23 protein-coding genes are annotated in these 26382 nt (G+C 66.5%); 11 read left to right on the top strand and 12 right to left on the bottom strand.

Going from position 1 to position 26382, the window contains the following annotated elements:
• Nucleotides 1-25 precede the first annotated feature (25 nt).
• From dnaG to rpsU, 4 genes are all read right to left on the bottom strand, one after another.
• Entirely contained in the window at nucleotides 26-1765 is a 1740-nt protein-coding gene (gene dnaG, locus B9Y82_RS00130) for a DNA primase (RefSeq protein WP_100471060.1), read from the bottom strand.
• A 56-nt stretch (nucleotides 1766-1821) separates the two neighbouring features.
• On the bottom strand, nucleotides 1822-2745 hold the full coding sequence (locus B9Y82_RS00135) for a YihY/virulence factor BrkB family protein (RefSeq protein WP_100471061.1): 924 nt from the start codon (nucleotides 2743-2745) through the stop codon (nucleotides 1822-1824).
• Nucleotides 2746-2843: 98 nt separating this feature from the next.
• Complete coding sequence (locus tag B9Y82_RS00140) at nucleotides 2844-3287, bottom strand: GatB/YqeY domain-containing protein (protein ID WP_005412032.1); 444 nt, start codon at nucleotides 3285-3287, stop codon at nucleotides 2844-2846.
• Nucleotides 3288-3420: 133 nt separating this feature from the next.
• Nucleotides 3421-3636: a 30S ribosomal protein S21 gene (gene rpsU, locus B9Y82_RS00145; RefSeq protein ID WP_002808376.1), complete on the bottom strand. Its 216-nt coding sequence runs from the start codon at nucleotides 3634-3636 to the stop codon at nucleotides 3421-3423.
• 167 nt (nucleotides 3637-3803) lie between these two features.
• On the opposite strand from rpsU, the gene tsaD reads away from it, so the two are divergent.
• Complete coding sequence (tsaD, locus tag B9Y82_RS00150; protein ID WP_100471062.1) at nucleotides 3804-4829, top strand: tRNA (adenosine(37)-N6)-threonylcarbamoyltransferase complex transferase subunit TsaD; 1026 nt, start codon at nucleotides 3804-3806, stop codon at nucleotides 4827-4829.
• A gap of 32 nt (nucleotides 4830-4861) precedes the next feature.
• On the opposite strand, the gene B9Y82_RS00155 is transcribed toward tsaD, so the two are convergent.
• Nucleotides 4862-5572, bottom strand: a complete 711-nt coding sequence (locus B9Y82_RS00155) for a hypothetical protein (protein WP_343124728.1) — start codon at nucleotides 5570-5572, stop codon at nucleotides 4862-4864.
• 298 nt (nucleotides 5573-5870) lie between these two features.
• On the opposite strand from B9Y82_RS00155, the gene folB reads away from it, so the two are divergent.
• From folB to B9Y82_RS00175, 4 genes are all read left to right on the top strand, one after another.
• The gene (gene folB / locus B9Y82_RS00160) at nucleotides 5871-6224 is read left to right on the top strand and encodes a dihydroneopterin aldolase (protein ID WP_046983887.1); all 354 of its coding nucleotides are present in this window, start codon (nucleotides 5871-5873) and stop codon (nucleotides 6222-6224) included.
• A 62-nt stretch (nucleotides 6225-6286) separates the two neighbouring features.
• The gene (locus B9Y82_RS00165; RefSeq protein WP_100471064.1) at nucleotides 6287-7558 is read left to right on the top strand and encodes a mechanosensitive ion channel family protein; all 1272 of its coding nucleotides are present in this window, start codon (nucleotides 6287-6289) and stop codon (nucleotides 7556-7558) included.
• Between the two features lie 128 nt (nucleotides 7559-7686).
• Nucleotides 7687-9861 carry a glycoside hydrolase family 3 N-terminal domain-containing protein gene (locus B9Y82_RS00170; RefSeq protein ID WP_100471065.1) on the top strand — a complete coding sequence of 725 codons (2175 nt, stop codon included), beginning with the start codon at nucleotides 7687-7689 and terminating at the stop codon, nucleotides 9859-9861.
• A 128-nt stretch (nucleotides 9862-9989) separates the two neighbouring features.
• Nucleotides 9990-10523: a hypothetical protein gene (locus B9Y82_RS00175; RefSeq protein WP_100471066.1), complete on the top strand. Its 534-nt coding sequence runs from the start codon at nucleotides 9990-9992 to the stop codon at nucleotides 10521-10523.
• 70 nt (nucleotides 10524-10593) lie between these two features.
• On the opposite strand, the gene B9Y82_RS00180 is transcribed toward B9Y82_RS00175, so the two are convergent.
• Nucleotides 10594-11760: a PQQ-dependent sugar dehydrogenase gene (locus B9Y82_RS00180; RefSeq protein ID WP_100471067.1), complete on the bottom strand. Its 1167-nt coding sequence runs from the start codon at nucleotides 11758-11760 to the stop codon at nucleotides 10594-10596.
• 168 nt (nucleotides 11761-11928) lie between these two features.
• On the opposite strand from B9Y82_RS00180, the gene yiaA reads away from it, so the two are divergent.
• Entirely contained in the window at nucleotides 11929-12381 is a 453-nt protein-coding gene (gene yiaA, locus B9Y82_RS00185) for an inner membrane protein YiaA (protein ID WP_100471068.1), read from the top strand.
• A gap of 49 nt (nucleotides 12382-12430) precedes the next feature.
• Here yiaA and B9Y82_RS00190 read toward each other — a convergent pair whose 3' ends face one another.
• The 6 genes from B9Y82_RS00190 to B9Y82_RS00215 form a co-directional block, all read right to left on the bottom strand.
• A complete protein-coding gene (locus B9Y82_RS00190) occupies nucleotides 12431-12775 on the bottom strand; it encodes a hypothetical protein (RefSeq protein ID WP_100471069.1) in 345 nt (114 codons plus the stop codon).
• 111 nt (nucleotides 12776-12886) lie between these two features.
• Nucleotides 12887-14188 (bottom strand): APC family permease, encoded by a 1302-nt coding sequence (locus tag B9Y82_RS00195; RefSeq protein WP_100471070.1) that lies wholly within the window; start codon nucleotides 14186-14188, stop codon nucleotides 12887-12889.
• Nucleotides 14185-14946 carry a L,D-transpeptidase family protein gene (locus B9Y82_RS00200; RefSeq protein ID WP_100471124.1) on the bottom strand — a complete coding sequence of 254 codons (762 nt, stop codon included), beginning with the start codon at nucleotides 14944-14946 and terminating at the stop codon, nucleotides 14185-14187. The genes B9Y82_RS00195 and B9Y82_RS00200 overlap by 4 nt, the downstream gene beginning before the upstream one ends.
• A 15-nt stretch (nucleotides 14947-14961) precedes the next feature.
• A complete protein-coding gene (locus tag B9Y82_RS00205) occupies nucleotides 14962-15810 on the bottom strand; it encodes a MurR/RpiR family transcriptional regulator (protein ID WP_100471071.1) in 849 nt (282 codons plus the stop codon).
• Nucleotides 15811-16171: 361 nt separating this feature from the next.
• A complete protein-coding gene (locus B9Y82_RS00210) occupies nucleotides 16172-17266 on the bottom strand; it encodes a dipeptide epimerase (RefSeq protein ID WP_100471072.1) in 1095 nt (364 codons plus the stop codon).
• Nucleotides 17267-18703 carry an SH3 domain-containing protein gene (locus tag B9Y82_RS00215; RefSeq protein ID WP_100471125.1) on the bottom strand — a complete coding sequence of 479 codons (1437 nt, stop codon included), beginning with the start codon at nucleotides 18701-18703 and terminating at the stop codon, nucleotides 17267-17269. It lies immediately after the preceding gene.
• 132 nt (nucleotides 18704-18835) lie between these two features.
• Here B9Y82_RS00215 and B9Y82_RS00220 point away from each other — a divergent pair, with 132 nt between their 5' ends.
• The 5 genes from B9Y82_RS00220 (at nucleotide 18836) to B9Y82_RS00240 (ending at nucleotide 26161) form a co-directional block, all read left to right on the top strand.
• Nucleotides 18836-20302: a transglutaminase-like domain-containing protein gene (locus tag B9Y82_RS00220; protein WP_100471073.1), complete on the top strand. Its 1467-nt coding sequence runs from the start codon at nucleotides 18836-18838 to the stop codon at nucleotides 20300-20302.
• A 57-nt stretch (nucleotides 20303-20359) separates the two neighbouring features.
• Nucleotides 20360-23359 (top strand): TonB-dependent receptor, encoded by a 3000-nt coding sequence (locus tag B9Y82_RS00225; RefSeq protein WP_100471074.1) that lies wholly within the window; start codon nucleotides 20360-20362, stop codon nucleotides 23357-23359.
• Nucleotides 23347-24933 carry a serine hydrolase gene (locus tag B9Y82_RS00230; protein WP_202908104.1) on the top strand — a complete coding sequence of 529 codons (1587 nt, stop codon included), beginning with the start codon at nucleotides 23347-23349 and terminating at the stop codon, nucleotides 24931-24933. The genes B9Y82_RS00225 and B9Y82_RS00230 overlap by 13 nt, the downstream gene beginning before the upstream one ends.
• Entirely contained in the window at nucleotides 24866-25579 is a 714-nt protein-coding gene (locus B9Y82_RS00235; protein ID WP_100471076.1) for a M15 family metallopeptidase, read from the top strand. The genes B9Y82_RS00230 and B9Y82_RS00235 overlap by 68 nt, the downstream gene beginning before the upstream one ends.
• Nucleotides 25580-25789: 210 nt before the next feature.
• Nucleotides 25790-26161, top strand: a complete 372-nt coding sequence (locus B9Y82_RS00240; protein ID WP_032968343.1) for a hypothetical protein — start codon at nucleotides 25790-25792, stop codon at nucleotides 26159-26161.
• Nucleotides 26162-26382 lie beyond the last annotated feature (221 nt).

Consider the following 26382-nt stretch of genomic DNA (forward strand, 5'->3'; position numbering starts at 1 on the left):
TCCTCTCCGTGAAAACGTTCTGTCGCTACAGGCGCAGTCCGGCGCGGGCCTTCAGCAGCTCGCGCAGTTCGTATTTGTCAGTATCGTCCAGGCCCTGCTGACGCTGCTTTGCCAGCAACTCATCCAGACGTTGCACCAGCAGCTGTTTCTCCAGCTGGGCCACCGCGTCGTGCAGTTCCTGGGTCCAGCTGGCTTCGGTTCCGGGCAGTGTCTGCGCAGCCAGCGTGTGCAGTGACGCCTGTTCCTCACGCCCATCGAAGTGCTCCAGCAGGGCGCCGGTGCTGATATCCGGGCGTTGCTCGATCAGGTCCAGCAGCTCCAGCAGCAGCTCCACACCGGGCAGGCGCAGGCCCTGGAAGTGGTGCTTGCCGCCCAGCGACAGCGCCAGCGATGGCTGCTGCAGCAGCACGGCGATCGCGCCGCGCACCAGGCTGCGCTTGGCTACGGGCTGGATCGTCCGCTGCGGCTGGCGCTGCGGCATCGGCGCACGCGCAGGCTGGCCGTTGCCGCCGAGCCCGGTCAACTGCGCCAGCTGCTGCTTCATCAGGTCGCCGAAGGCACCGTCGGGAATCTGCGCCAGCATGGGCTTGGCCCGTTCGGCCAGGCGTGCCTTGCCATCGAGCGTGCCCAGGTTGATCTCGCGGGACAGTTCGTCGAAGAAGAACTGCGACAACGGCGTGGCCTGCTTCAGGCGCTCGTTGAACGCCTCGGCACCTTCCTTGCGCACGATGGTGTCCGGGTCTTCGCCATCGGGCAGGAACAGGAAGAAGGCCTGGCGGCCATCCTTCATGCGCGGCAGCACCGACTCCAGCGCCTTCCAGCCAGCACGGCGGCCGGCGGCGTCACCGTCGAAGCAGAAGAACACATCCGGTGCGTTGCGGAACAGCAGCTCGGCATGATCCGGCGTGGTCGCGGTGCCCAGTGTTGCCACCGCCTGGGTGACCCCGAACTGGAACAGCGAGACCACGTCCATGTAGCCCTCGACCACGATCAGCCGCTCGATCTTCTGGTTGGCCTGGCGCACCTGCCAGAGACCGTACAGTTCGCGTCCCTTGTGGAACAGCGCGGTCTCGGGCGAGTTGAGGTACTTGGGGCCGTCGTCCTTCTCGAACACGCGGCCGCCGAAGGCGATCACCCGGCCACGGCGGTCGAAGATCGGGAACATCACCCGGTCGCGGAACTTGTCGTAGACGTGGCCGCGATCGTTCTTGGAGAACAGGCCGGCGCGGTCGAGCAGCTTCATGCGCCGCTCGTCCTTGCCCAGCGCATCGCGCAGGCCGCTGTAACCATCCGGTGCGTAGCCGATCTGGAAGCGCGTGCGGTTCGCTTCATCCACGCCGCGGCTGTCCAGGTAGCTGCGGGCCTTGTCGCTGCCTTCCAGGTTCTTCTGGAAGAACTTCGTGGCAGCATCCAGCGCCGAATACAGCTCGCGGCTGTCGTCCTGCTGCTGGGGGCTGCGCGGGTTCTCGTTGCGAGGCACTTCCATGCCCGCGCGCTTGGCCAGTTCGTCCACCGCGTCGAGGAACTCGAGGCGGTCGTAGTTCATCAGGAAACTGATCGCGGTGCCGTGCGCGCCACAACCAAAGCAGTGATAGAACTGCTTGGTGGGCGAGACCGTGAACGACGCCGATCGCTCGTCATGGAACGGGCAGCGTGCGGCGTATTCCTTGCCTTGGCGCTTCAACGGCACGCGGCTGCCCACCACCTCGACGATGTCGGTGCGGGCCAGCAGGTCGTCGATGAAAGCGTCGGGGATACGGGCCATGGGCAATGAGGCAGGGCGCGGCCAGCAGGCCACGCGAGGCGGAACGATCAGTCCGCCTAGTCTACTCCGCCGGGCCGCGGGCTGGCCTGCGCAGGATCGATGCCGGCGGCCGCCAGGTGGGTGCGTGCGCGCAGGCGCTCGTCGATCACCGCGGTCATCAGCGCGCCGACGAAGAACACCACGGTGGCGTAGTAGATCCAGACCAGCGAAATGACCAGCGCGCCCATCGAACCATAGGCGCTGCCGGGGGCGACGGTGGCGATGTAGACGCCGATGCCGTAGCGGCCCAGTGCGAACAGTGCCGAGGTGATGACACCGCCGATGAACGCCTGGCGCCAGGCCACGCGGCGGTCCGGCAGGTAGTGGTACATGAAAGCGAAGCCGACCGCATACATCAGCAGGCTGGTGAGATAACCGATGGCCGGCAGGACCGAAGGCAACTGGGCGAACGCCACCTGCAGCATGGTGGTGGCGGTCATTGACAGGATCAGCAGGAAGCCCAGCGCCAGCACCACACCGAAGGAAAACACGCGCTTGCGCAGCCACGCCTTGATCCCGTCCAGTCGCTCGCCACTGGTACGGAAGATCAGGTTCAGTGCGTTCTGCAGCTGCGCGAACACGGCGGTGGCACCAATGAACAGCAGCAGGGTGCTCCACAGTCCGGCCAGCGAACCAACGTCGGGCTGGTTGTCGGCGTTCTTCAGCACGGTCTCGGCCACGGTGGCCGCGCTGCTGCCGGCGGCGGCGCTGATCTGTTCGACCAGGGCCTGCTGCGCGGGCGGATACAGGGAAGCGGTCAGCCACAGCAGCAGCACCAGCAAGGGGGCCATCGAGAGCAGGGCGTAGAACGAGACCGAAGCGGCCTGGGTAAGGACGTCGATCTCGACGAAGCGCTTGCCGACGGCCATGGGAAAGCTGTCCTGCAGGCGCTGGACGTATTTGCGCAGATTCACGGGAACAGGGGTCGCGGGTTCAACCATGCTGTCGTTGTAGCAGCCGGGAGTCGAAGGCGCGGTGAAGCAGGTGACGCATCGGTGGCGCCGGGCGATGCGCCCGGCGCCACCGCACCAGCGCCGGCTTACGCCAGCAGCTGCTTGACCAGCTTGGAGACCAGGCCCATGTCGGCCTGACCGGCCAGCTTGGGCTTCAGTGCGCCCATCAGCTTGCCCATGTCCGCCGGGCCGGAAGCACCGGTTTCGGCGATGGCAGCCTGGATGGCGGCCACGATCTCGGCTTCGCCCATCTTGGCCGGCAGGTAGGCTTCGATGACCACGATCTCGGCGCGCTCGATCTCGGCCAGGTCTTCGCGATTGGCCGCTTCGTACTGGCTGACCGAGTCCTTGCGCTGCTTGACCATCTTGTCGAGCACGGCGATCACCGCGGTGTCATCCAGCTCGATGCGCTCGTCCACTTCACGCTGCTTGATGGCGGCGTTGATCAGGCGAATCACGCCCAGCTTGTGCTTCTCGCCCGCCTTCATGGCGGCCTTCATGTCTTCGGTGAGCTGCTGCTTCATGCTCATGAGGAACCTCGTGGTGGTAGGTGGGGCGGGGCGGATGCCCGAACCCGGAAACGCAAAAAGCCGGCGACGCTCGCGCGTGCCGGCTTCGGCTCCATCGCGACGGGCAGGCCCGCCGCAATGAAGATGCGTCCGATCAGTACAGGCGCTGACGCTTGGTGACGTCGCGCGACGAGCGGCGCAGCTGACGCTTCACAGCAGCGGCGGCCTTGCGCTTGCGCTCCTGGGTCGGCTTTTCGTAGAACTCGCGCTTGCGGGTTTCGGCCAGCACACCGGCCTTTTCGCAAGTGCGCTTGAAGCGGCGAAGAGCAAACTCGAAGGGCTCGTTCTCGCGGACTTTGACGCTGGGCATGGAATCTCCGGGACACAGTAGAACCGGGTCACGCCCGGCGAGCCGCACATTATAGCGGCGAAACGACAAACTGCAAGCGGCCAACCCTGAATACGGGCCGGGGGTTCGAAAGCAGTGAGATCTGCACGTCCCCCCGAGGGGGCGGCAGGGGCGTCATAATAGCAGGCATGCGAGTCCTTGGCATCGAATCTTCCTGTGATGAGACCGGCGTGGCGGTGTATGACACCGACCTGGCCGGCAGCGCGGCCCTGCGCGCCCATGCGGTCTACAGCCAGATCGCCCTGCACGCCGAGTACGGTGGTGTGGTGCCCGAGCTGGCCAGCCGCGACCACGTCCGCAAGCTGCTGCCATTGGTACGCCAGACCCTGGCCGACGCCGGCCTCGGCGTGGGCGACATCGACGGCGTGGCCTATACGGCTGGCCCCGGCCTGGTCGGCGCGCTGCTGGTCGGCGCGGGTGTGGCCCGATCACTGGCCTGGGCGCTGGAGGTACCGGCGGTGGGCGTCCACCATATGGAAGGCCATCTGCTGGCGCCGCTGATGGAGGACGACCCGCCGAAGGCCCCGTTCGTGGCGCTGCTGGTATCGGGTGGCCATACCCAGCTGGTGGCGGTGGACGCCATCGGCCAGTACCGCCTGCTGGGCGAGACCCTGGACGACGCGGCCGGCGAGGCCTTCGACAAGACCGCCAAGCTGATGGGCCTGCCGTATCCGGGGGGGCCGCAGCTGGCCAGGCTGGCCGAGCAGGGCACGCCGGGCGCGTATCGCTTCGCGCGGCCGATGACCGATCGCCCGGGGCTGGATTTCAGCTTCTCCGGCCTGAAGACCCAGGTCCTGATGGCCTGGCGCGACAGCGACCAGAGCGAACAGACCCGCGCCGACATCGCCCGGGGTTTTGAGGACGCGGTGGTCGAGACCCTGTCGATCAAGTGCGAGCGTGCACTGGAAGCGGCCGGAACCAACGTGATCGTGGTGGCTGGCGGTGTTGGTGCCAACAAGCGCCTGCGCGCGCGCCTGCAGCAGATGGCCGAGCGCCTCGGCGGCCGTGCCTGCTTCCCGCGGCCGGCACTGTGCACCGACAACGGCGCGATGATTGCCTTCGCCGGCGCGCTGCGCCTGCAGGCCGGCCAGCACAGCCCGCCGAAGGTGGACGTGACCCCGCGCTGGGACATGGCGACCCTGCCGGCGGTGTGAGCCGGTAGCGCCGGGCTACGCTCGGCTACATATTACGGACGCCCTGCCAACGGCGACGCCGCCAACACCGTTGTCGCCCGCTCATGGCGCTGCAGCCAGCCCAGCGTATGCGGGCAGCGGGCGTGGATCAGCCGTCCGATCGCCGCCAGGTCGGCACCGATGTCGCGTTCCAGGATGGGTTCGTGGTGGGCGATGCGGTTGCGCAGGTGGCGAATGCGGTCGAGGTCGGCATGGATGGACCGACGCAGGACGGACAGCGGCAGCGAGGGCGCGTGTGGCAGCGCCAGGCCCATGGCCCCGGCCCAGATCGAATGCTCGAACCGTCGAGCGAACAATTGCTGCCAGAAGCCGAATCGCAGTTTGGCGATGACCACCGGTACATCCCGCGGAGCTCCGGCGCTGCCGCGGACATCGCATAGCGAGGCAAGGGCGCCTTCGGCAGGTAGGCTGCGCAGCAGCGCTGGATGCCAGGGCCAGCATCGACCATAACGATGCATCAGCGCCGTAGCGGCTGCATTGCGGATCACGACTTCACAGATGTGCAACGGTGGCAGGAGAGCAGCACACATCTGCATGTTCCAGGCATAGAGCGTGGCTGGATCGGCTACGCAACGAGAAGCGATGCGCTCGTAGGTCGACCATCTCTGCCGGGACAGCGCTGCCTGCAGGATCCTGCTTTCCTTCATCAACTCACTCCCAGGGAACGTGGTTTCACCTTGACCCTGGGAACGAGGCAGGAACATCAGAAAACGGCATCATGATCGTCAGTGTTTTTTCGTGGATCGGCTCGGTTTTTTACCCGGTCGTCTGCCGTGACGCATTTGCCAATTGACTGGTCTTGGGGGGCACTCCCAACCTTGCGGTGTGTGCTCCGGGACTCGCGGCTGGATTCCAGCTTCCCCTGGGGACGTTGAGAGGTACCAAAGGGCCCCGCTAGCAGGGCCCTTTGTTTTTCCCGCCGCACCCACGCCACCGCCCGTTCCGGGCAGGCTCACCGTCGTGCCGTTACCATGGCCCCCTGTATTCGGGCTGGTAAGCGCAATGGACAAGGTTTTCATCGAGGGGCTGACGATCGACGCCCTGATCGGTATCTACGATTGGGAACGACGGATCCGCCAGGACCTGGTGTTCGACCTGGAGATGGGCTTCGATAACCGTCGCCCGGCCGCCTCCGACGACATCGCCCACACCCTGAACTACAAGGCGGTCAGCAAGCGCCTGGAGCAGTTCGTGCGCGAGTCGGAATTCGGCCTGGTCGAAACCCTGGCCGAACGCTGCGCGCAGATCGTGCTGGACGAGTTCGACGTGAAGTGGCTGCGCCTGAAGCTGAGCAAGCCGGGCGCGGTGCGCGGCGCGCGCGCAGTGGGCGTGATCATCGAACGCACGCGGGACTGACCCGGTAAACCCGGCCGCCGGCCGGCAACCTTGGCAACAACGAAACAGACAGGAGACAACTGATGGTGGACGCGGTGGTGGCGGTACAGTGGCTGGAAAAGCTGCAGAACGCACTGGAACCCTATCCCGGCGCCTACCTGGCGTTGATGATCTCGGCCCTGCTGATCGCAGCGGGCCTGGCCAACTGGGTGACCAAGCGCATCCTGGTGCGTGGCCTGCGGCGCCTGCTGCAGCGCCTGCCGGGTGCCGAATCCGGGCGCGGAAGCCACTTGATGCGGGTCATTTCGCGCCTGTCCAACGTGGTGCCCAGCCAGGTGATCGCCTCGGGCATCACCCTCATCCCCGACCTGCCGCCAAGCCTGGTCAACATCGTCATCAAGCTGTGCATCGTGTGGGCCGTACTGACGGTGTCGATGGCGTTCTCGCATGCGCTGGACGCGGCCAACAGCCTGTACGAACGCAAGCCCGATGCACGCAACAAGCCGATCAAGGGCTACCTGCAGGTGGTCAAGATCGTGGTGTTCGTGGCTGCCGGCCTGTCGATCGTCGCGACTCTGCTGGGAGTGAAGCTGGGCCCGCTGGTCACCGGCCTGGGTGCGGCCACGGCGGTGCTGATGCTGATCTTCCAGGACACCATCCTGTCGCTGGTGGCCAGCGTGCAGATCAGTGGCGATGGCCGCGTGCGCATCGGCGACTGGATCGAGATGCCCAGCCAGAACGCCGATGGTGACGTCATCGATATCGCGCTGCACACCATCACCGTGCAGAACTTCGACAAGACCATCACCACCATCCCGACCAAGAAGCTGGTGACCGAGTCGTTCAAGAACTGGCGCGGCATGCAGGAGGCCGGCGGCCGCCGCATCAAGCGCGCGCTGTACCTGGACCAGCACAGCGTGGGCTTCCTGGATGAGGGGGATCTGGCCTTCCTCGGCGAATTCGCGCTGCTGCGTGACTACCTGCAGGAGAAGGAGCAGGAGCTGGGCCAGTGGAACGGGCGCCTGCGCGAGCAGGGCGTGGCCGAGGTGAACAGCCGCAGGGTGACCAACCTGGGCACCTTCCGTGCGTATGTGGAGCGCTACCTGCGCAGCCACCCGGGCATCCATACCGACATGACCCTGCTGGTACGGCAGCTGCAACCGACCACCGAGGGCCTGCCGCTGGAGCTGTACTGCTTCACCCGCAGCACCGCCTGGGGTGAGTACGAGGCGGTGCAGTCGGACATTTTCGACCACCTGCTGGCAATCCTGCCGGCCTTTGGCCTGCGGGTGTTCCAGGCCTCCAGCGACGCCATGTTGATGGCTGGGCAGCGCCAGTTGGCCGGCTCGGAGTAAGCTGCGGGGCGCCCGGCGGGGCCATACGGACCCCGCTGGTGGCTGAAACTGAATGACGAAACCTCTCGCCAAACGGCTCGGGATCGCTAGAATGCCGGGCTTGTAAACGTTTTCATCAAGGACTGCTGGTGGCCTCCGATCGCATCGAATCCCTCATTGCCCAGATGACCGTCGAGGAAAAGGTCGGCCAGCTGGGAGTCTTCGCGGACATGGTCCGCCCGTTCGCCCCGGACGTGAACCCGGAAGCCAACGTGCGCAACGCCGACCAGGTGCTGCAGCAGGTGCGCGAAGGCAAGGTCGGCTCGCTGTTCAATGGCGTGGGCGCCGAGCTGGGCCGCCGCATCCAGCAGGTCGCCACCGAAGAGAGCCGCTTGGGCATTCCGGTGATCCTGGCCGCCGACGTCATCCACGGCATGCGCACCGTGTTCCCGATCCCGCTGGGCGAGGCCGCCAGCTTCGAGCCGGACCTGGCCGAGCGCACTGCGCGCGCCACTGCCATCGAAGCCACCGCCGCCGGCCTGCACTGGACCTATGCGCCGGCGGTGGACATCGCCCGCGACCAGCGCTGGGGCCGTGGCGCCGAAGGCGCCGGCGAGGACGTGGTGCTGGGCTGTGCGTTCGCCGCCGCCCGCGTGCGTGGCTTCCAGGGCAGCGACCTGCGCGCCGCCGATTCGCTGCTGGCCACGCCGAAGCACTTCGCCGCCTATGGCGCGGTGATGGCCGGCATGGAATACAACATGGTGGACATCTCGCCGCAGACCCTGCGCGACGTGCACCTGCCGCCGTTCAAGGCGGCCTTCGATGCCGGCGCGATCACCGTGATGTCCTCGTTCAACGACATCAACGGCGTGCCGGCCAGCGCCAATGCCGAGCTGCTGACCGACATCCTGCGCGGTGAATGGAAGTTCCCGGGCGTGGTGATCTCCGACTACACCGCCGACATGGAGCTGGTCGCGCACGGCTATGCCGCCGATGACCGTGATGCCACCGCCAAGGCGTTCACCGCCGGCCTGGACCTGAGCATGCAGAGCGGCTTCTATGCCGAGCACCTGCCGGGCCTGGTGGAGAGTGGTGAAGTGCCGATGGCGGTGCTGGATGAAGGTGTGCGCCGCATCCTGTGGCTGAAGGAAACCATCGGCCTGTTCGACGACCCGTACCGTTCGCTGGACACGGCGCGAGAGGCGGATACCTCGCACATCGGCGCACATGATGAACTGTCGCGCGATGCCGCGCGCCGTTCGATCGTCCTGCTGAACAACCGTGACAACGTGCTGCCGCTGCGGAAGACTGGGCAGAAGATCGCGCTGATCGGCCCGTTCGTGCAGGACCGCGAGAACATCGAGGGCTGCTGGACGCTGTTCGGCGACAAGCAGCGCTACGTGGACCTGGAAACCGGCGTGCGTGCCGCTATTGGCGACGAAGCGCTGCTGGAGATCGTGCCGGGTTGCGAACTGGAGGCCGCGATTCCGGGTGGCACCGAAGCCGCAGTGGCTGCCGCGCTGCGCGCCGACGTGGTGGTGCTGGCGCTGGGCGAACCGCAGCGCTACAGCGGTGAAGCCCAGTCGCGCGTGGAAATCACCCTGCCGCCGGCCCAGCAGGCGCTGGCCGAGGCGGTGGCGATGACCGGCAAGCCGTTGGTGGTGCTGCTGCGCAATGGCCGCGCGCTGGCGCTGCAGGGCGCGGTGCGCAATGCGCACGCCGTGGCGGTCACCTGGTACCTCGGTACGCAGACCGGCCATGCCGTGGCCGATGTGCTGTTCGGCGATTACAGCCCGTCCGGCCGCCTGCCGGTCAGCTTCCCGCAGGTGTCCGGCCAGCAGCCGTACTTCTACAACCACCCGCGCACCGGCCGCCCGGAACTGCCGACGATGTCGGAGTTCAAGGCCCGCTGGCGCGAGATTCCGAACGAACCGCTGTATCCGTTCGGGCATGGCATCGGCTACACCACGTTCGCTTACGGCGTGCCGCAGCTGAGCACGGCCCAGCTCGGCTGGGACGACACCCTGACTGTCACCACCACGCTGACCAACAGCGGTGATGTGGCCGGTGAGGAGGTGGTGCAGCTGTACATCCACGATCGCGTGGCCAGCCGCGTGCGTCCGGTGCGCGAGCTGAAGGACTTCCGCAAAGTGGCGCTGCAGCCGGGCGAGTCGACAGAGGTGGTGTTCACCCTGGGCCGCGAGCAGCTGGCCTTCACCGGCCGCGATGGCGTGCTGCGTGCCGAACCGGGCCAGTTCGACCTGTGGGTCTGCGCGTCCTCGGCTGCGGGTGAGGCCGTCCAGTTTGAGCTGCTGAAGGCCTGATCGAAAAAGGGGACGGAGGGGATTAAGTCGTTTGTGCCAAAACGACTTAATCCCCTCCGTCCCCTTTTTTGTTGTCCTCACTGCGGCGGGGCTACCATCGGTGTTCTTGAACCGATGGATGCCCGCGCATGCGCACGATCGCTGTGTTGATTCCCGCCCTGTTGCTGGCGGCCTGTTCGCAGCCGGTACCGCCGGCCGAGCCTGCGGTGGATGCACCGCCGCCGATGGAGGCCAGTGCTGCGGCGACGCCTGCGGCTGAAACGGCGGCGCCTGCTGCTGAACCCGCTGCAGCGGACGCGTCTGCTGAAGATGCACGTGCGCGCATTGAAACCCTGCTCGGTGATGCCGCGCAGTACGAGAAGGTCTTCAACGCTTTCAAGACCGCCGTGGTCGGCGGTGATCGCGCTGCGGTGGTGGAAGAGGTGCGCTTCCCGCTGAATATCGCCGGCGGAAAGAAGATCACCGGCCCCGGTGAGTTCCAGCGCAACTACGAGAAGATCATCACCCCGGCGGTGGTGAAGGCAGTGTCCGGGCAGGACTTCGGCAAGGTGTTCGTCAACCAGCAGGGCGTGATGATCGGTGACGGGCAGGTGTGGTTGAACGGGCAGTGCCTGGACCAGGCCTGCGCGCAGACCGAAGTGAAGGTCATCACCATCCAGTGAACGCAGACGGCCCCGCGTACGGGGCCGTTGCGGAGAAATGTGCCGGCCAGCGGCCGGCACTACCACCCTGTCAGGTCTTCGGCGTGAGCTTCAGCAGGCGCCCCTTGCTGCCGTCTTCCAGCAGCCACAGCGCGCCGTCCGGGCCCTGTTCCACTTCGCGGATGCGCTCGCCCATGTTGAAGCGCTCGGCTTCGCGCGCGTTGTCGCCGTCGAAGGCCACGCGCACCAGCGAGGTGGACGACAGGCCACCGATGAAGCCGCTGCCCTTCCACTGCGGGAACAGGGTGCCGCTGTAGATGACGAAGCCGGCCGGCGAGATCACCGGCGTCCAGGTCACCTTCGGGGCGGCGAATTCCGGGCGGGTATCGTGGTCGGGAATCGGGCGGCCGTCGTAGTGGTCACCGTTGGAAACGATCGGGTAGCCGTAGTTGGCGCCGCGCACGATCAGGTTCAGTTCGTCGCCACCGGCCGGGCCCATCTCGTGCGCCCACAGCTTGCCGTTGGCATCAAAGGCCATGCCCAGGATGTTGCGGTGGCCCAGCGACCACACCTGCGCGGCGACCCCGCCCTGCGAGGCGAACGGGTTGTCGGCGGGCAGGCTGCCATCCTCGTTGAGGCGGATGATCTTGCCGAGATTGCCGCCCATGTCCTGTGCCGGATCGAACTTCTGCCGTTCACTGGAACTGATCCACAGCTTGCCGTCCGGACCGAAGGCCAGGCGATGGCCGTAGTGGCCCTCGCCGCTGACCTTCGGGCTCTGCCGCCAGATCACCTTCAGGTCCTTCAGCTGGCCGGCGCCATTGGCGTCCAGCGCCAGCGTGGCCCGGGCCACGGCGGCACCGCGGGTATCCAGCGTGCCTTCCTCGGCGTAGCTGAGATAGATCACGTGGTTGCTTGCGAACTGCGGGTGCAGGATCACATCGCCGAAACCACCCTGGCCACCGTAGGCTACCTTCGGGACGCCGGTGATCTCGTGTTTCTGGCCGCTGGCCAGGTCCAGGTGCTGCAGCTTGCCGCGCTTTTCGGTGACCAGCAGGCTGCCATCGGGCAGGAAGGTCATTGCCCAGGGCTGGCTGAAGCGGCTGACTTCGGTGGCGGTGAACGGGCGCTGGTCAGCCGGTGTGGCTGCCGGCGTAGCAGCCTGCGCGCCGCTGGCAGCCGGATCGGCAGCATTGCAGGCGGAGGTGGCGAGGATCGGCACGAGGCCGAGGGCGAGCAGCAGGGGCGTGCGGGTCATGGGTATCTCCAGGGCGGGGATGCGGATGGCCGGGCTGTCCCTTGTATACCACTGCCGCGGTGACGGTCGTGGCCCGAAGGTCCTGCGCCCCCTGTGCGTCGGCAGCGGGATCGTCTAGGGTGGGCACGCCCGGGCAAAGCGTGCCCGTCTGCCTGCCAAGGATCTGCAATGAACACTGCCATGCCCCACAAGCCGTCCACCGCCTTCATTGCCGCCTCCTGGGTGGCCCTGCTGCTGGGTGCGGCGGCCTACCTGATCGGCCTGTTCAACGCCACGATGGCGCTCAACGAGAAGGGCTACTACCTGACGCTGCTGCTGTTCGGCCTGTTCGCGGCGGTCTCGCTGCAGAAGAGCGTGCGCGACCGCGTCGAAGGTATTCCGGTCAGCGGCCTGTACTACGCGCTGTGCTGGTTCGCGCTGCTGTCGGCGCTGATGCTGCTGCTGGTCGGCCTGTGGAATGCCACGCTGGCGCCTAGCGAAAAGGGCTTCTATGGCATGGCGTACGCACTGTCGCTGTTCGGTGCGGTGGCCGTGCAGAAGAACACCCGCGACCTGATCGCCGCCGGTGGCGGCGAGAGCAAGCGTAGTGCGATCGTACCGCCGCTGCCGGAGCAGGATTAATTGTGTAGCGCCGAGCCTACGCTCGGCGCTACAACCGGTCGACGCCAGGTCAGGTGCCGCGCGGCACGCCCTTGTCCAGCCGCTGGTCGAGGTTGACCGCTTCTTCCCAGCCACGGCGCACGGCACTGCGTGCCTGCGCCCATTCGAGTCGGCTGCGGCCGCGTTCGCTGGCCCAACGCGACTCCAGCTCGGCTTCCATGTCCTCGTAGGCGCGGATCATGTCCTGCGCACGCGCGGCGTGGCCGATGCGATAGGCCGGCTCGTAATCCTCGAAGAACAGCTGGTCGTCGTAGTACGGCTCGGCGGTATAGCGCTCGCGCCAGTAGTTGCTGACCGCGTCGCGCGGCGTGCTGTCGTCCGGTACACGGCCGGGGATCTGGTACTCGGGGCTCATGGATCGGGCTCCGTTGTGGAGGAGCTTCGATCCTGCCCAGCGGCCGGTTAACACTCCGGGCCGACGGTGTGATCGCCAGATCAATCCACCGGGCATGCCCGGTGCTACCGGTCAACCGGCCTCGGCATCCTTTCGCGGCAGCTTGTAGATCACCGCACCGATGGCAAACGCGACCAACGCCGCGGCGATGTTCTGCCAGCTGGCACTGGCGAACAGGGCCAGGCACAGCAGCAGCGCCAGCACCGGAATCAGTGGACCACCCGGCAGCTTCAGCGCACCGGGGCGGTCGGCGTAGCGCTTGGCCAGCACCAGAACCGCCGCAGCGGTACCGATATAGGCGAACAGGCGCGTGGTCATCGACAGCAGTGCCAGCTGCACGAACGAGCCGGACAGGGCCAGGCCGAGTGCGATCAGGCCCTGGCACAGGATTGATGCGGCCGGGGTGTGGAAGCGCGGATGCACCTGCGCCAGGATCTTCGGCCCGTAGCCATCGCGCGCCAGTGCGAACAGGAAGCGCGGGCCCATCATCATCGTGTTGCTGTTGGTGCCGAGGATGGAGATGGTGGCGCCGATGGTGAGGATCAGCGCCAGGGCTTCGCCGCCGAAGCCGGCAGCGGCATCGGCCAGCGGCGTCGCCGAGCTGGACAGGCCGGCCAGCGTGCCCTGCGCCACTACCTGTACCGCGCCGTAGATGACGGTGACGGTGATGATCATGGTAATCAGGGCGAACGGAATATCGCGGCGCGGATTGCGGTACTCACCTGCGGCAGCCGGGATGTTCTCGAAGCCGGCGTAGGCGTACAGCAGCAGCAACGCGGCTTCGCCCATGCGCTGCAGGTCGTGCGGGTCCGGGCGCTGGCCGGAGAAGGCCAGCTGCGGATCGATGTAGAACGCACCGATGGCCACGAACAGCAGCAGCGGCAGCATCTTGCCGATCACCAGCACCACACCGGTCCGCGCAGCCGAACGCACGCCGATGATGTTGACGCCGGTAAGGAAGCCGAGCGACACCACGATCACCGCGATGCGGCCCACGCCGGCACCGGCCCATGGCCAGAAACGTGCGACCGCATCGGCCAGCGCGTTGCTCAATGCCGCCGCCGAGCTGATGCGGGTCAACCAGATCATCCAGCCGATCTCGAACCCGGCGAATCGCCCGAACGCCTCGCGGGCATACAGATAGCTGCCACCGGGTTCATCGAAGTAGCTGGCGGCCTGCGCGTAGCAGAGCACCAGCAGCGCGACGACGATGCCGGCGGCGACCACGCCCCACAGGCTGAAGGGGCCGAGCAGGGCGACGGTGGCGGCCGGCAGCAGGTAGATGCCGCTGCCGATCACGTCGTTGATCGACAGGCCGACGATCTGCCAGCGGCTGACCGCGCGCTGCAGCTGCGGTTCGTCCTGCGCGCTCAACGGGCGTCTCCGCCCAGTGCGGGCAGCTGCCACTGGGCCTGCAGGCGCTTGTACTCGGCGCGTGGCAGCAGCACGAAGCGCGGCGTATCCTGCGGCCGCAGCCAGTCCAGCAGCGCCTGCATGCGTGCTTGTGGCATGGCGGTGCAGCCGGCGGTGGCCTCACCGGGCTGGCGCCAGAGATGGGCGAAGATGCAGCTGCCCCTGCCGGGCTGGTTGTCCGGGTTGTGGGCGATCACGAAGCCTTCCCGGTAGCGCACGTCGCCCTTGTTGTGCAGGTCCAGCCGCATCGGCTCGGTGGAGCCCTTGACCGCTGCGCTGCCGACCTTCTTCGCGTCGACGATGCGGTTGTAGAACGGCGAACCGGGTACGTCCATGCAGTAGCTGCTGTCCAGCATCGGCTGGTACGGCATCGCGGTACCGGGGCGGGTGACCGCATAGCCGAACGCGCTGCCGAGCGCGAACACGCCGGCCGGGCTGCGGCCATCCCCCTCCTGCTTCTGCGGGCCGTCGGCCTGCGCTGGATGCAGGCCCAGCCCCCAGGCGCTGCCGGTGCGGCCCAGCGCCACCGGGAACGCCTGCCCATGTGCATGCCAGCCCTTGCCGTCGCGTACATAGGCCTGCAGCTGCCCCTGGGTGCTGTCCCAGCCTTCGCTGGTGACCACGATCAGCTGGCGCGCGCCGTCCAGTGGCGCGGCGTGGACGGACACTGCCGCAGCAAGCAGCAGTGCGGTGGCGGCGAGGCGAACCAGCGATTTCATCAACATGCGCTCCGGTCAGGAATCCAGCAGGTGGTCGATCCGCTCCAGGTTCACCGCAAGCTGTTGCTGGCGGTCCGGATTGGCGTGGCAGAGCAGCACGAACAGGAAATCGAGCAGGGCGTGCATGGCGCTACGGTACAGCAGCTGCGCGACCTGCGGCGTACGGTCGTGCGCACACACCACCAGCGCCGCATCAGCATGCGCGCGCAGCGGGTTGGCGGTGTGGCGGGTGATGGAAATCACCTTGCCACCCATGTCCTGGAACTGCCGTGACAGCTGCGAAAGCTGCGGCAGGTTGCCGAACTCGGAGAACACCAGCAACGCATCGCCGGGACGCGCGGCCGACAGGTTGGCCAGCATCAGGATCGGATCGGTATGCGGCACTACCAGCAGGCCAAGCAGCGACAGCCGCATGGCAAACTCGCGGGCATACAGGCCGTCGTCACCCAGGCCGTAGACGAACAGTTTGGGCGCGCCGTCGAGCAGCTGCACGATGCGCTCGATCTCCTCGCGCGGATTGGCCTGCCGGGTTTCTTCCTCGGCCTGGGCCTTGCTGCGGCGCAGGGCCTCGCCCAGGCGCAGGTAGTCGTCGCCGCTGTCGGGTTCGCTGGGCGCCTGCTGTGGATCGGCACCGGCGCGGGCGACGTCCTGGCCGATCGAGTACTTCAGGTCCGGGTAGCCCTTGAAGCCGAGTTTCTGGCTGAACTTCACCACGCTGGACTGGCTGATGCCCAGCGCGCTGGCCAGCTGCTGGGACGAGTAGTCGCGCAGCAGGTGGGCGTTGTCGAGGATGAAGTCGGCGATGCGACGTTCGATGGCCGACATCTGCCCGCGCTCGGTTCGGATTTTCAGCAGGGGCGGCATGCGGGGTGTCCGGGCATGGGTAGGCGCGTTGCGGTTGGCAGCGTAGAGCGTGTCATGGGATGGGTCGGGCGGGTGCCAGCAGCGAAGAGGATACGGAGTGCAGTTGTCGCCTTTGACGTTGAGTCCGCCTTCAAGCGAGCCGAGCACCGCAGGGCCGGCGAGGGCGAAGAGGCGCGAGTGTCTGAGCGCAGCGAGTTCCGCGCCGTCCCTCGACGGGCCGAGGAGCACAGGGTACCGGCGTGCGCAGCACGTTGGCTCGCGGCCGGCGGAGCGTTTCTTTTGGTTACATTTCTTTGCGCGCAAAGAAAAGTAACGCGCGACCCAGGAACAGTTGAGGACCAAGCCAGCCGCAAGGCGCAAATCAACCCAGCATCTCCAGCCCGCGCACTTCGGTGATGCCCAGCCCCGGCACCTCGCTGATGCTGATCTCCGACTCGTTGAACTGCACGCCACCGCTGACCGGGTCGAACTGGCCCAGCGAGGGGCCATCCAGGTCGACCTTGGTGATCACATCGCTCTTGGCCACCGCCAGGTGCACGGCCGCAGCCACGCTGATGCTGGACTCGATCATGCAGCCGATCATGCACGGAACGCCGTAGATGCCGGCGATGTCGGCAATGCGGATGGCGTTGGACAGGCCGCCAGTCTTCATCAGCTTGATGTTGATGATGTCGGCCGCGCGTTGCTGGATCAGGTCCATCACCTGGCTCGGGCTGAACACGCTTTCGTCGGCCATCACCGGCGTGTTGACGCGGTCGGTGACGTACTTCAGGCCGCTGATGTCGGCCGCCTTCACCGGCTGCTCCAGCAGCTCCAGTACCACGCCGGCTTCCTCCAGCGTGCGCATCGCGTGCACCGCCTGCTTGGCGGTCCAGCCCTGGTTGGCGTCCAGGCGAAGCAGGGCGCGGCCTTCCACGGCGGCGTGGATCGCCTTGACCCGTTCGATGTCCAGGCCGATGTCCTTGCCGACCTTGATCTTCAGCGACTCGAAGCCGCGTTCGACCGCCGACAGCGAATCGGCCACCATCTTGTCGATGTAGTCCACGCTGATGGTGATGTCGGTGGTGATCACCGGGTCGCCGCCACCGAGCATCTGGTACAGCGGTGCACCGTGCAGCTGCGCCCACAGGTCATACAGCGCGATCTCCACCGCGGCCTTGGCGCTGGTATTGCGCTCCATCGCGGTCTGCACCAGCCCACACAGGCGGTTGAGGTTGACCACATCCTGCCCGATCAGGCGCGGTGCGATGAAGTGGCGGATCGCTTCGATGATCGAGCCGTGGGTATCACCGGTGATCACCGCCGTGGCCGGTGCCTCGCCGTACCCCGTGTGACCGGTGTCGGTGCGGATCAGAACCACCACGTCTTCCACGGTCTCCACCGTGCGCAGGGCGGTTTTGAACGGTGTTTTCAGCGGCACGCGCAGCATGCCCAGTTCGATGGCAGTGATCTTCATTCAGGGGGTCTTGGCACGCAGGCGTTGGATGTTGGTAATGCGGTCGATGTAGCGGACGGTATCGCTGGCCATCATCGGCTCCAGCGGCGTGACCGAAACACCATTGAGGTGGGCCTGCACGCGCGTGCCGTTGGCACCGAACCAGCTGCCGCCCGCGGTATCGTGGATCACCCAGGTGCGGCCATCGACGTGGCCGATGGCCATCATCACGTGGCCGGGGATGTAGACCAGGTCGCCCACCTGCAGGTCGCTGACGGCGCGGTCGCGCAGCGCCTTGCCGCCCTTGCCGGTGAACGGCAGGCGATCCAGCGCCGGGCTGACCGCCTGTGCACTGGTATTGCGCGGCAGCAGCACGCCGAAGCTGCGGTAGATCTCGGACACGAATCCACTGCAGTCGCGGGTGTCGTAGTCGTGGCCCCAGCCGTAGCGCTCGCCGAGGAACTTGAAGGCCTGCTGCAGCAGCAGGCGCGGGGTCAGCGGCAGGTAGTCGGCGGCGGTGTCCTGCGAGCGTGGTAGCAGCGCAGGAACCAGTTTCAATCGGCCATCGGCTTCGCGTACCGGCAACTGCACCACCCACGACGCATGCGCCTGCTGGCCGTTCACCGGCTCGGCGGCCGGCCAGTCGGCCAGCACCGGCAAGCGCACGCCCATGTCCAGCTGCAGGCGCGAGACGCGCGGTTCTTCCGGGGTGTAGGCAGTCTGCGCGGTGGCGCCGGTGATGATCCGGTAAGGTCCCTTCGCGCCGTAGCCGAGCACCGTGGCCCTGTCGCCGCTGGCGATGGCATCGGCCTCGATCCATGCGCTGTAGCGCTCGCTGTGCACGAACAGCCAGCGGCCGTCGGCGCTGCGATGGACCACGGCAACCTTGTCGCCGGGGAACAGCGCCGATTCCTGGAAGCGGTCGATGTCGGTGTCACCGACGCTGCTGAAGACGCGCTCGCGGGTGGGGAAGGTGCGCAGTGCGGCGCGCTTCACCACCAGCCCGTACTGCGGTGCCGTCCGGGCGGGAATCGCATCGAGGCCGAGGTTGGCTTCGATCGTGCTGCGCAGTGCCGGCGTGATGGCCTGGCCCTTGTCGTTGTACAGGGTGCGGCTGGGCCAGCTCGACAGCGCGGCGATGCTGGCGTGCACCGTCGCCGCATCAAGTTGGGCTGGCAATGCGGCGATGTCCTGGATGTGGCTGTCCTGTGCCCGCATCCGCGCGTTCTGTGCCTCGATCTGGCTGCGGTCCAGGATCGGCGCATCGGCGTTGTCCAGGCGCGCGGCCCAGTACTGCGGGGTCAGGTAGGCCTCGTGCAGGCCGATCACATAGGGCAGCGGTGCGCCGGGATCGGGTGCCGGGGCGGCCTGTGCGAAGGCCGGTGCGGCCAGCAGGCACAGGGCCAGGGTCAACCGGCGCGGCCACTGCCGGCGCGGTTCGCGGGAAGCCAGGATCATGCGCTGCACACCCTCCTCGAATGCCTGTTGGAATATTTATTCCTTTCGGCTTCGAAATCAAGAATAAATTATTGACCGGCATCCCGGCCCGTGTTACACAGCCGTTACCACCCGCGCTGGGGAAGTGTCGCTGTGGAGTCTGCCGTTCGCAAACCGCGTCTGCCTGCCGCCGCCGGCCTGTGTGCCGCGCTGCTGCTGTGGGCGTCGGCCACGCATGCGGCAGGCGAGCGCAATTCACAGCAGCGTGCGCGCCAACTGCAGGTAATCGACTTGATTGACAGCGGCCGCTTCAGCGACACCGATGCGCTGCTGGCGACCCGAAGCGATGCTGCCGAAGGCGCGTTCCAGCGCGAGCGCATGCGCCGCATCCGCCTGGATTTCAGCCTGGATGAAGCAGCCGCCAAGGCGGCCGTGCGCCGCTGGATTCCCGACCTGACCAACGAGGAATTCGCGCGTTGGGATCAGCTTGGCCTGATCGAGCATCTCGACATCGATGGCACGCGTTGGTATTTCAAGCGCGCACCGTCGAACCTGTTCCTGCTCAGCGACGAAGCACGCGCACGCCGCCGCGCGGATGCACCGATGCCGCCTCCGGGCCCGAACGAAGTGCTCAATGCACACCACGCGCGCGTGGTTGCCGCTGCCGAAGAACGTGGCCAGGCGTCGGTACTGCCGCAACGCATTGAGTTCACCCAGTCGCTCACGGTGAAGGCCGATGCGGTGCCGGCTGGCGAAAACGTACGTGCCTGGATTCCGTACCCGCGCGAGATCCCGGGCCAGCAAGAGCAGGTGCAGTGGCTGGGCAGCACCCCGGGCAAGGCGCGGGTGGCACCGGCCGACACGCTGCAGCGCACGGCCTACCTGGAGGCCAAAGCGGTGGCCGGGCAGCCGACCCGCTTCGAGGTCCGCTACGCGGTCACGATCCTCGCCCGGCATACCGCGATCGACCCGGCCAAGGTGCAGCCGACCCCGGCTGATCCGGCCTTGAAACCCTATCTGGCCGAGCAGCTGCCCCATGTGCGCTTCACCCCTGCGCTGAAGTTGTTCTCCGACCAGGTGCTGCAGGGTGAGACACGCCCGTATGAAGTGGTGCGCAAGCTGTTTGCTGCGGTCGACCGCATTCCCTGGGCCGGCGCGCGCGAATATTCCACGATCAGCAACATCAGCGATTACGCGCTGCGTGCCGGCCATGCCGACTGCGGGCAGCAGACCCTGCTGCTGATCGCGCTGCTGCGCATGAATGGCATTCCCGCGCGCTGGCAGTCGGGCATGGTGTTCTCCGACAACGGCAGTGGCTACAACAACCTGCATGACTGGGGGCAGGTCTACCTGGCGCCGTACGGTTGGCTGCCGATGGACGTGACCACCGGCGCGCTTGCCAGCGATGCGCCTGCACTGCGCGACTTCTACCTGGGTAGCCTCGATGGCTACCGCATTGCCTTCAACGACGATTTCGGCCAGCCCTTCGTGCCGGCCAAGCAGCACTTCCGCTCGGAAACGGTCGACTCGCAGCGCGGCGAGGCCGAGTGGGCAGGCGGCAACCTGTACTTCGACCAATGGAGCTACGACTTCCAGTGGCGGGTACTGCCAGCCAGGTAACGGTAGCGCGACGCATCGCAGTCCACATCATTCAATTCTTGCAGGAGAGAGCAGGGGATGAAGGCTTACAGCATCAAGCGGGCGGCGTTGTGCGTCGCCCTCGGGGCGTGTCTGGGCGTGATCGCGCCCAGCGCATTCGCACAGGATGGTTCGGTGGTTGGCCGGCTGGTGAGCGAGGCCGGGCAGGTGCCGGCTGGTGCCACGGTGACCGTACGCAACCCCGCCACAGGCTTTGTCCGATCGGTGCAGGCCGACGCCAACGGCAGCTACCGCATTCCGTTGCTGCCGGTAGGCACCTACGAGATGGAGGTCGGCTTGCCGGGGGGGGCCGCCAGCCGTGTTGGCCAGGTGACCGTCAGCCTCGGCAGTGCGACCACGGTGAACGTGCCGCTCGGCGCGGTCAGCACGCTGGGCACGGTCGAAGTGCGGGCACCGCAGGTGGTGTCGATGGTCGATGTGAAGTCCACCGAGTCGGCCACCAACATCACCCGCGAGGAACTCTCGCGCCTGCCGGTGGACCGTGACATCACCGCCGTGGCGCTGCTGGCGCCGGGAGCGGTGAAGGGCAAGGGGTCGCTGGGCGGGCAGGGCATTTCCTTCGGCGGTTCGTCGGTGGCCGAGAACACGGTCTACATCAATGGCCTGAACGTCACCGACTTCTACAACCGTGTCGGCTTCTCATCGGTGCCGTTCTCGTTCTACCAGGAGTTCCAGGTCAAGACCGGCGGCTACTCGGTGGAGTTCGGGCGCAGCACCGGCGGTGTCATCAACGCCGTCACCCGTTCGGGCAGCAATGATTTCAAGGCGGGAGCCGAGCTGGTGTTCGAGCCGCGTGCGTGGCAGTCGCAGGCGCGCGACCGCTACGACGGCAGCGGTAGCCGCTACATCACCGCCAGCCGCGACGACTACAGTCGCAGTGCGCTGAACGTATTCGCGTCCGGTGCGCTGGTGCAGGACCGCTTGTTCTTCTTCGGCATGTACGAAGCCCGCGACTACCGCCCGATATCGACCAACGACGCTGGCACACGCCTGAGCCAGGGCAAGGCCGACGATCCGTTCTGGGGCGGCAAGATCGACTGGCAGATCACCGACAACCAGATGCTGTCGCTGTTCGGCTTCTCGGACAAGAGCAAGACGCTCACCGATGTCTACGATTACGACTACGCCACGGGACAGACTGTAGGTGAGCGCAGCAACCAGATCTACAACACGGTAGGCGGCAAGAACTGGTCCGGCACCTACAGCTGGCAGGTCAACAACGACCTGACCATGAAGCTGATGTATGGCGAGAACAAGCGCAACCGCCTGCAGAGCTCATTGATGGACGAGAACTGCAACCGTGTGTTCGACAACCGGACGGCCAGCCAGGGCGTGCCACCCTCGCTGCAGGGTGACCGCAGCTGCACCAGCAGCTCGCAGCTGGAATCCGCATTGGACACCCGCAAAGCCGCCCGCGCCGATTTCGAATGGACACTGGGCAACCACCTGCTGCGTTTCGGGATGGACCGCGAGGAAAACACCTCTGACTACAGCCGTGCCTACCCCGGCCCGGGCGGCCTGCGCTACGACATCTATGCGCGTACGCCGGGAAGCTCCCTCAACGGCGGCGTGGTGCCGGCCAGTGGCCTGGTGGCGCGTACGCGCCGTTATGAGGTGGAGGGCGCTTTCGAGACCATCAACTCGGCCTACTACCTGGAAGACAACTGGCAGGTGACGCCGAACCTGCTGTTGAACATGGGCGTGCGCCTGGAAGCCTTCGACAACAAGGGCGGCGATGGCAGCAGCTACATCAAGATCGATGACATGGTAGCGCCACGTCTCGGCTTCTCGTGGGACGTGCGCGGCGATGGCACCACCAAGGTGTTCGGCAACCTGGGGCGCTACTTCCTGCCGGTGGCGAACGTCATCAACATCAAGCAGGCCGGCGGCTTCCTCGACGAACGCACCTGGTATGAGTTCCTCGGCTATTCCGGCGCAGCCAACAACATCCCCAACCTGGGCGCGCAGATCGGACCGGTGGACAACTCGCAGGGCGATGGCAGCGTGCCAGACCTGCGCGCCGAAGTGAACCGCGACATGGACCCGGTCTACCAGGATGAAGCGATCCTGGGCTTCCAGCAGATGATCAACGAGGCCTGGTCGGTTGGCGCCAGCGTGACCTACCGCCGCCTGCACAACGCCATCGATGACATGAACATCACCGCCACCGGCCAATGCGGTGCCATCGACGGGGTGTGGATCATGGGCAACCCGGGCCGCACCAACACTGTCTGGGGCGACACCAACTGCGATGGCAGCAACGATGGCTGGATCAGCATCGACACGTCCAAGGAAGGCTGGGCGCTGTACGACGATGACGGCAACTACGTGGGCCAGCGCGGCTGGGTGAAACCCAAGCGCGACTACAAGGCGCTGGAGCTGCAGGTCGACCGTGCGTGGGATGGCAAGTGGGGCTTCAATGCGTCCTATACGCTGGCCTATGGGCGCGGCAACGCCGAAGGCCCGGTCAACTCCGATACCGACTTCGCCGATGCCGGCCGCACCGAGAACTTCGACAACCCGTGGGTCAACTACCGCGGTTATGGCTACCTGGCCAATGATCGCCGCCACCAGTTCAAGTTCCGCGGCAGCTACGCGCTGACCGAGAACCTGAGCGTGGCCGCAACCCTGGGCGTGCAGTCCGGCAGCCCGATCACCCGCTTCGGTGCCGGCAATCCGTTCGATGCGACCGATTTCCACAGCTACTACGTCTGTGTGTCCAACTGCCAGGCGACGGTGCCGTCCGAACGTGTGTTCGTACATTCGCCGCGCGGCGGTGATGGGCGCACGCCATGGACCTACGATCTGGATGTCAGCGTTTCCTACAAGGTGCCGATTCCCACTGACCTGCGCCTGAAGCTGGCGGTGTACAACGTGCTGAACCAGCAGCGCGTGGTGACCGTGGACCAGGATTACGAACCGCAGGACAGCATCGGCACGCCGAACCCGCTGTACCGCTACGGCACCGGCTTCCAGTCGCCGCGCTACGCGCAGCTGACCGTCACATGGGCCTACTGAAGCCAGCCCAGCACGCTCGACGCTGCCTCTGCGTGGCGGCGTTGGTGGTGTTCCCGGTTGCGGCGGCGCAGACGACCGCGACCGCCTCGATCGATGCCGATGTTGCGGCCGTGGTCCAGCACGAGCATCTGCCCGGGCTGGCCATGGCCGTGGTCGAACAGGGGAGGGTGGTCTACCAGCGCGCCGAAGGCGCGCGTGGTGATGGCGGCCGCATCGACGAGGACACGCTGTTCAAGATCGCCTCCAACAGCAAGGCGATGACGGCCGCGCTGCTGGCGCGGCTAGTGCAGCAGGGCAAGCTGCGCTGGGACGACCCTGTGCAGCGCCACCTGCCGGAGTTCCGCATGCATGACGCCTGGGTCGGCCAGCACATGCAGGTGCGCGACCTGCTGATCCACAACAGCGGCCTTGGCCTGGGCGCTGGCGACCTGATGCTGTGGCCGGAGCCGAACACGTTCACCCGTGCTGACATCATCGGCGGGTTGGCGCACCTCAAGCCGGTCAGCAGCTTCCGCAGCCACTATGCCTACGACAACCTGATGTACGTGGTGGCCGGCGAAGTGGCCGCTGCGGCCGGTGGCAAACCGTATGACCAGTTGATGCGCGAGCAGGTGTTCGAACCACTCGGCATGGCACGCTGCCAGGTGGGGGCATGGCTGGTGAAGCGCGTGGGCAACGTGGCACAGCCGCATGCCTGGCGTGGTGACCGCAATGAGGTGGTGAACGCCGACGGTGACATCAGCCCGGACCTGCCATCGATGGCGGCCGGCGGCATCCGCTGTTCGCTGCGTGACATGACACGCTGGATGCAGGTGCTGCTCGATCCCACGCTGGTGCCGGACTGGCTGGGCAGTGAACAGCGCCGCACGCTGTGGGCCCTGCACATGCCGATGCCGTTGGGTGAACGCCAGCGGCGCTGGGACAACGCGCATTTCTACGGCTACGGCTACGGCTGGCGCGTGTCCGACATTGACGGGCAGTGGAAGGTGGCACACACCGGCACGCTGTCGGGCATGTACTCGTCGCTGGCGCTGCTGCCCGACCGCAAGGTGGGTGTGGTGATATTGATCAACGGTGAAGGCGAGGATGCACGCACCGCGCTGATGCAGGCCGCGCTCAAGCGCTTCACTGCCTCCAATGATGCGCACCCGGCGATGGCGTACCTGGCCGAACTGAAGGCTGACCAGGCAACGCGGGCGGCGACCGGCCATTCGCGGCCATCCACCGCTGCGGCGCAGGTTGCGAGCCGCACGGACTTGTCCCGCTGGCAGGGCCGCTACAACGACCCCTGGCTGGGCCCGGCTTCGCTGTGCCCGCGCAAGGACGGCCTGCATTTCAGCGTCGACAAGTCGCCCAGGCTGCAGGCCACGGTGCTGCAACTGCAGGGGCGTTGGCTGCTGCGCTGGGATACGCTGGGAGAAGACGCACAGGCCTGGCTGCAGCCCGGTGACGGTGCGCCGCCCTCTCTGGACCTGCGCGCCATCGACCCGGACATCGACTTCAGCTATGACTTCCAGGACCTGCATTTCACTCGTACTGGCGACTGCCCTGGCAGCGAGCGCCAGCGCCGCTGAGCCGCCGCGCGTTTCGCCGGCTACGGACGCGGCACGTGCCGGTCTGGTCGAGATCCGTTCGCTGTCGCCACGCATCGAGATGGATATCCGCTACGCCGGCGCCAACAACTTCACCGGCGCGCGCGTACCGGGCTACGAGGCGCCCTCGTGCTATCTGCTGGCGCCGGTGGCTAAGGCGCTGGCACAGGTGGAACAGGACCTGCGCGCGGATGGCTTGGGCCTGCGCCTCTACGACTGCTACCGGCCGGTGCGTTCGGTGCAGGCCTTCATGGCCTGGGTGAACGATCCGCGCGAGCGCTCGCGCAAGGCACTGCAGTACCCGGATCTGGAAAAGCCACGGCTGCTGGCCGACGGCTACATCGCCGAGCGCTCCGGCCACAGCCGCGGTGCCACGGTGGATCTGGGGCTGCTGGATTGCCGCAGCGGTGCATGCACGCCGTTGGACATGGGCACCGACTTCGACTTCTTCGGACCGCGCGCGCATACGCAGACGAGTGGGTTGAGCGACGTGCAGCAGGCGAACCGCCAGCAGCTGGTGCGCGCGATGGCGCGCCGTGGTTTCGTGAATTATCCGCAGGAGTGGTGGCACTACACCCTGCAGCCCGAACCGGACCCGGGCACCGCATACGACGTCCCCGTGCGGTAGGGATATCGGCAGAGGGTCGCTGCTGTTGGTAGGTGTCGACCTTGGTCGACACGGTAGATCCGCGCCATGCGTGGATGCTCTTCGTTCAATCATCGGAGTATTCGATTTCGATGGAGATCCATCCACGCATGGCGTGGATCTACCGTGGTTACCGGATCGGGTCCGGGGCAGATCCCTTACACTGGCCGCCTCTTCATCCCTGCCCACCCGATGAACCTTCCCCTGCACTTCGGCCTGCTCGGCACCCTGGAAGCGGGCGCCATCGCCCTGCTGGTCGGGCTGCTGGTGTACTTCCTGTGGTCGCAGCTGTGCCGGCTCCTGCACTGGACGGTCGGCCACGCGATCGGCTGGTCGTGCGTCATCGCCGTGATCATCTCCGCTGGCATCGATGCGTGGAAACTGTTCTACATGGGCATCGTGCGTCTGGAGTCGCCGCTGTACGCGCGCCTGTTCCTCGCCACCATCCACGATCCGAACGAACTCGGCAGCCGCGTAGTGCTGGAAATCGCCGGCGCGCTCGCCGGTGTCGCGCTGGGATGGGTGGTGTTCAGTTCGCGGTCATCGGCTCAGAACGTCGACTGACGCAGGTTTTTCGTTGGTTGCCGGTTAAATCCGGCAGCGCTGAATGCGCATCTTATGACCTGCTCACTCGCTGCTAACCACCGCGCTAAAGCATGCGCGTAGGCGAGTGGTTAATCGTGCGTGTTGACGCCGGTCGCGGCCCAAAATCGATTCAGAAACGCGGTGGCACGGTAGGTGCCGTGCGGAAACAACAGGCCGCGCAACACCACCCAATTAGGTAG

It is taken from the genome of Stenotrophomonas maltophilia (assembly GCF_002799155.1).
In the GTDB taxonomy this organism is placed as follows: Bacteria; Pseudomonadota; Gammaproteobacteria; order Xanthomonadales; family Xanthomonadaceae; genus Stenotrophomonas; species Stenotrophomonas maltophilia_R.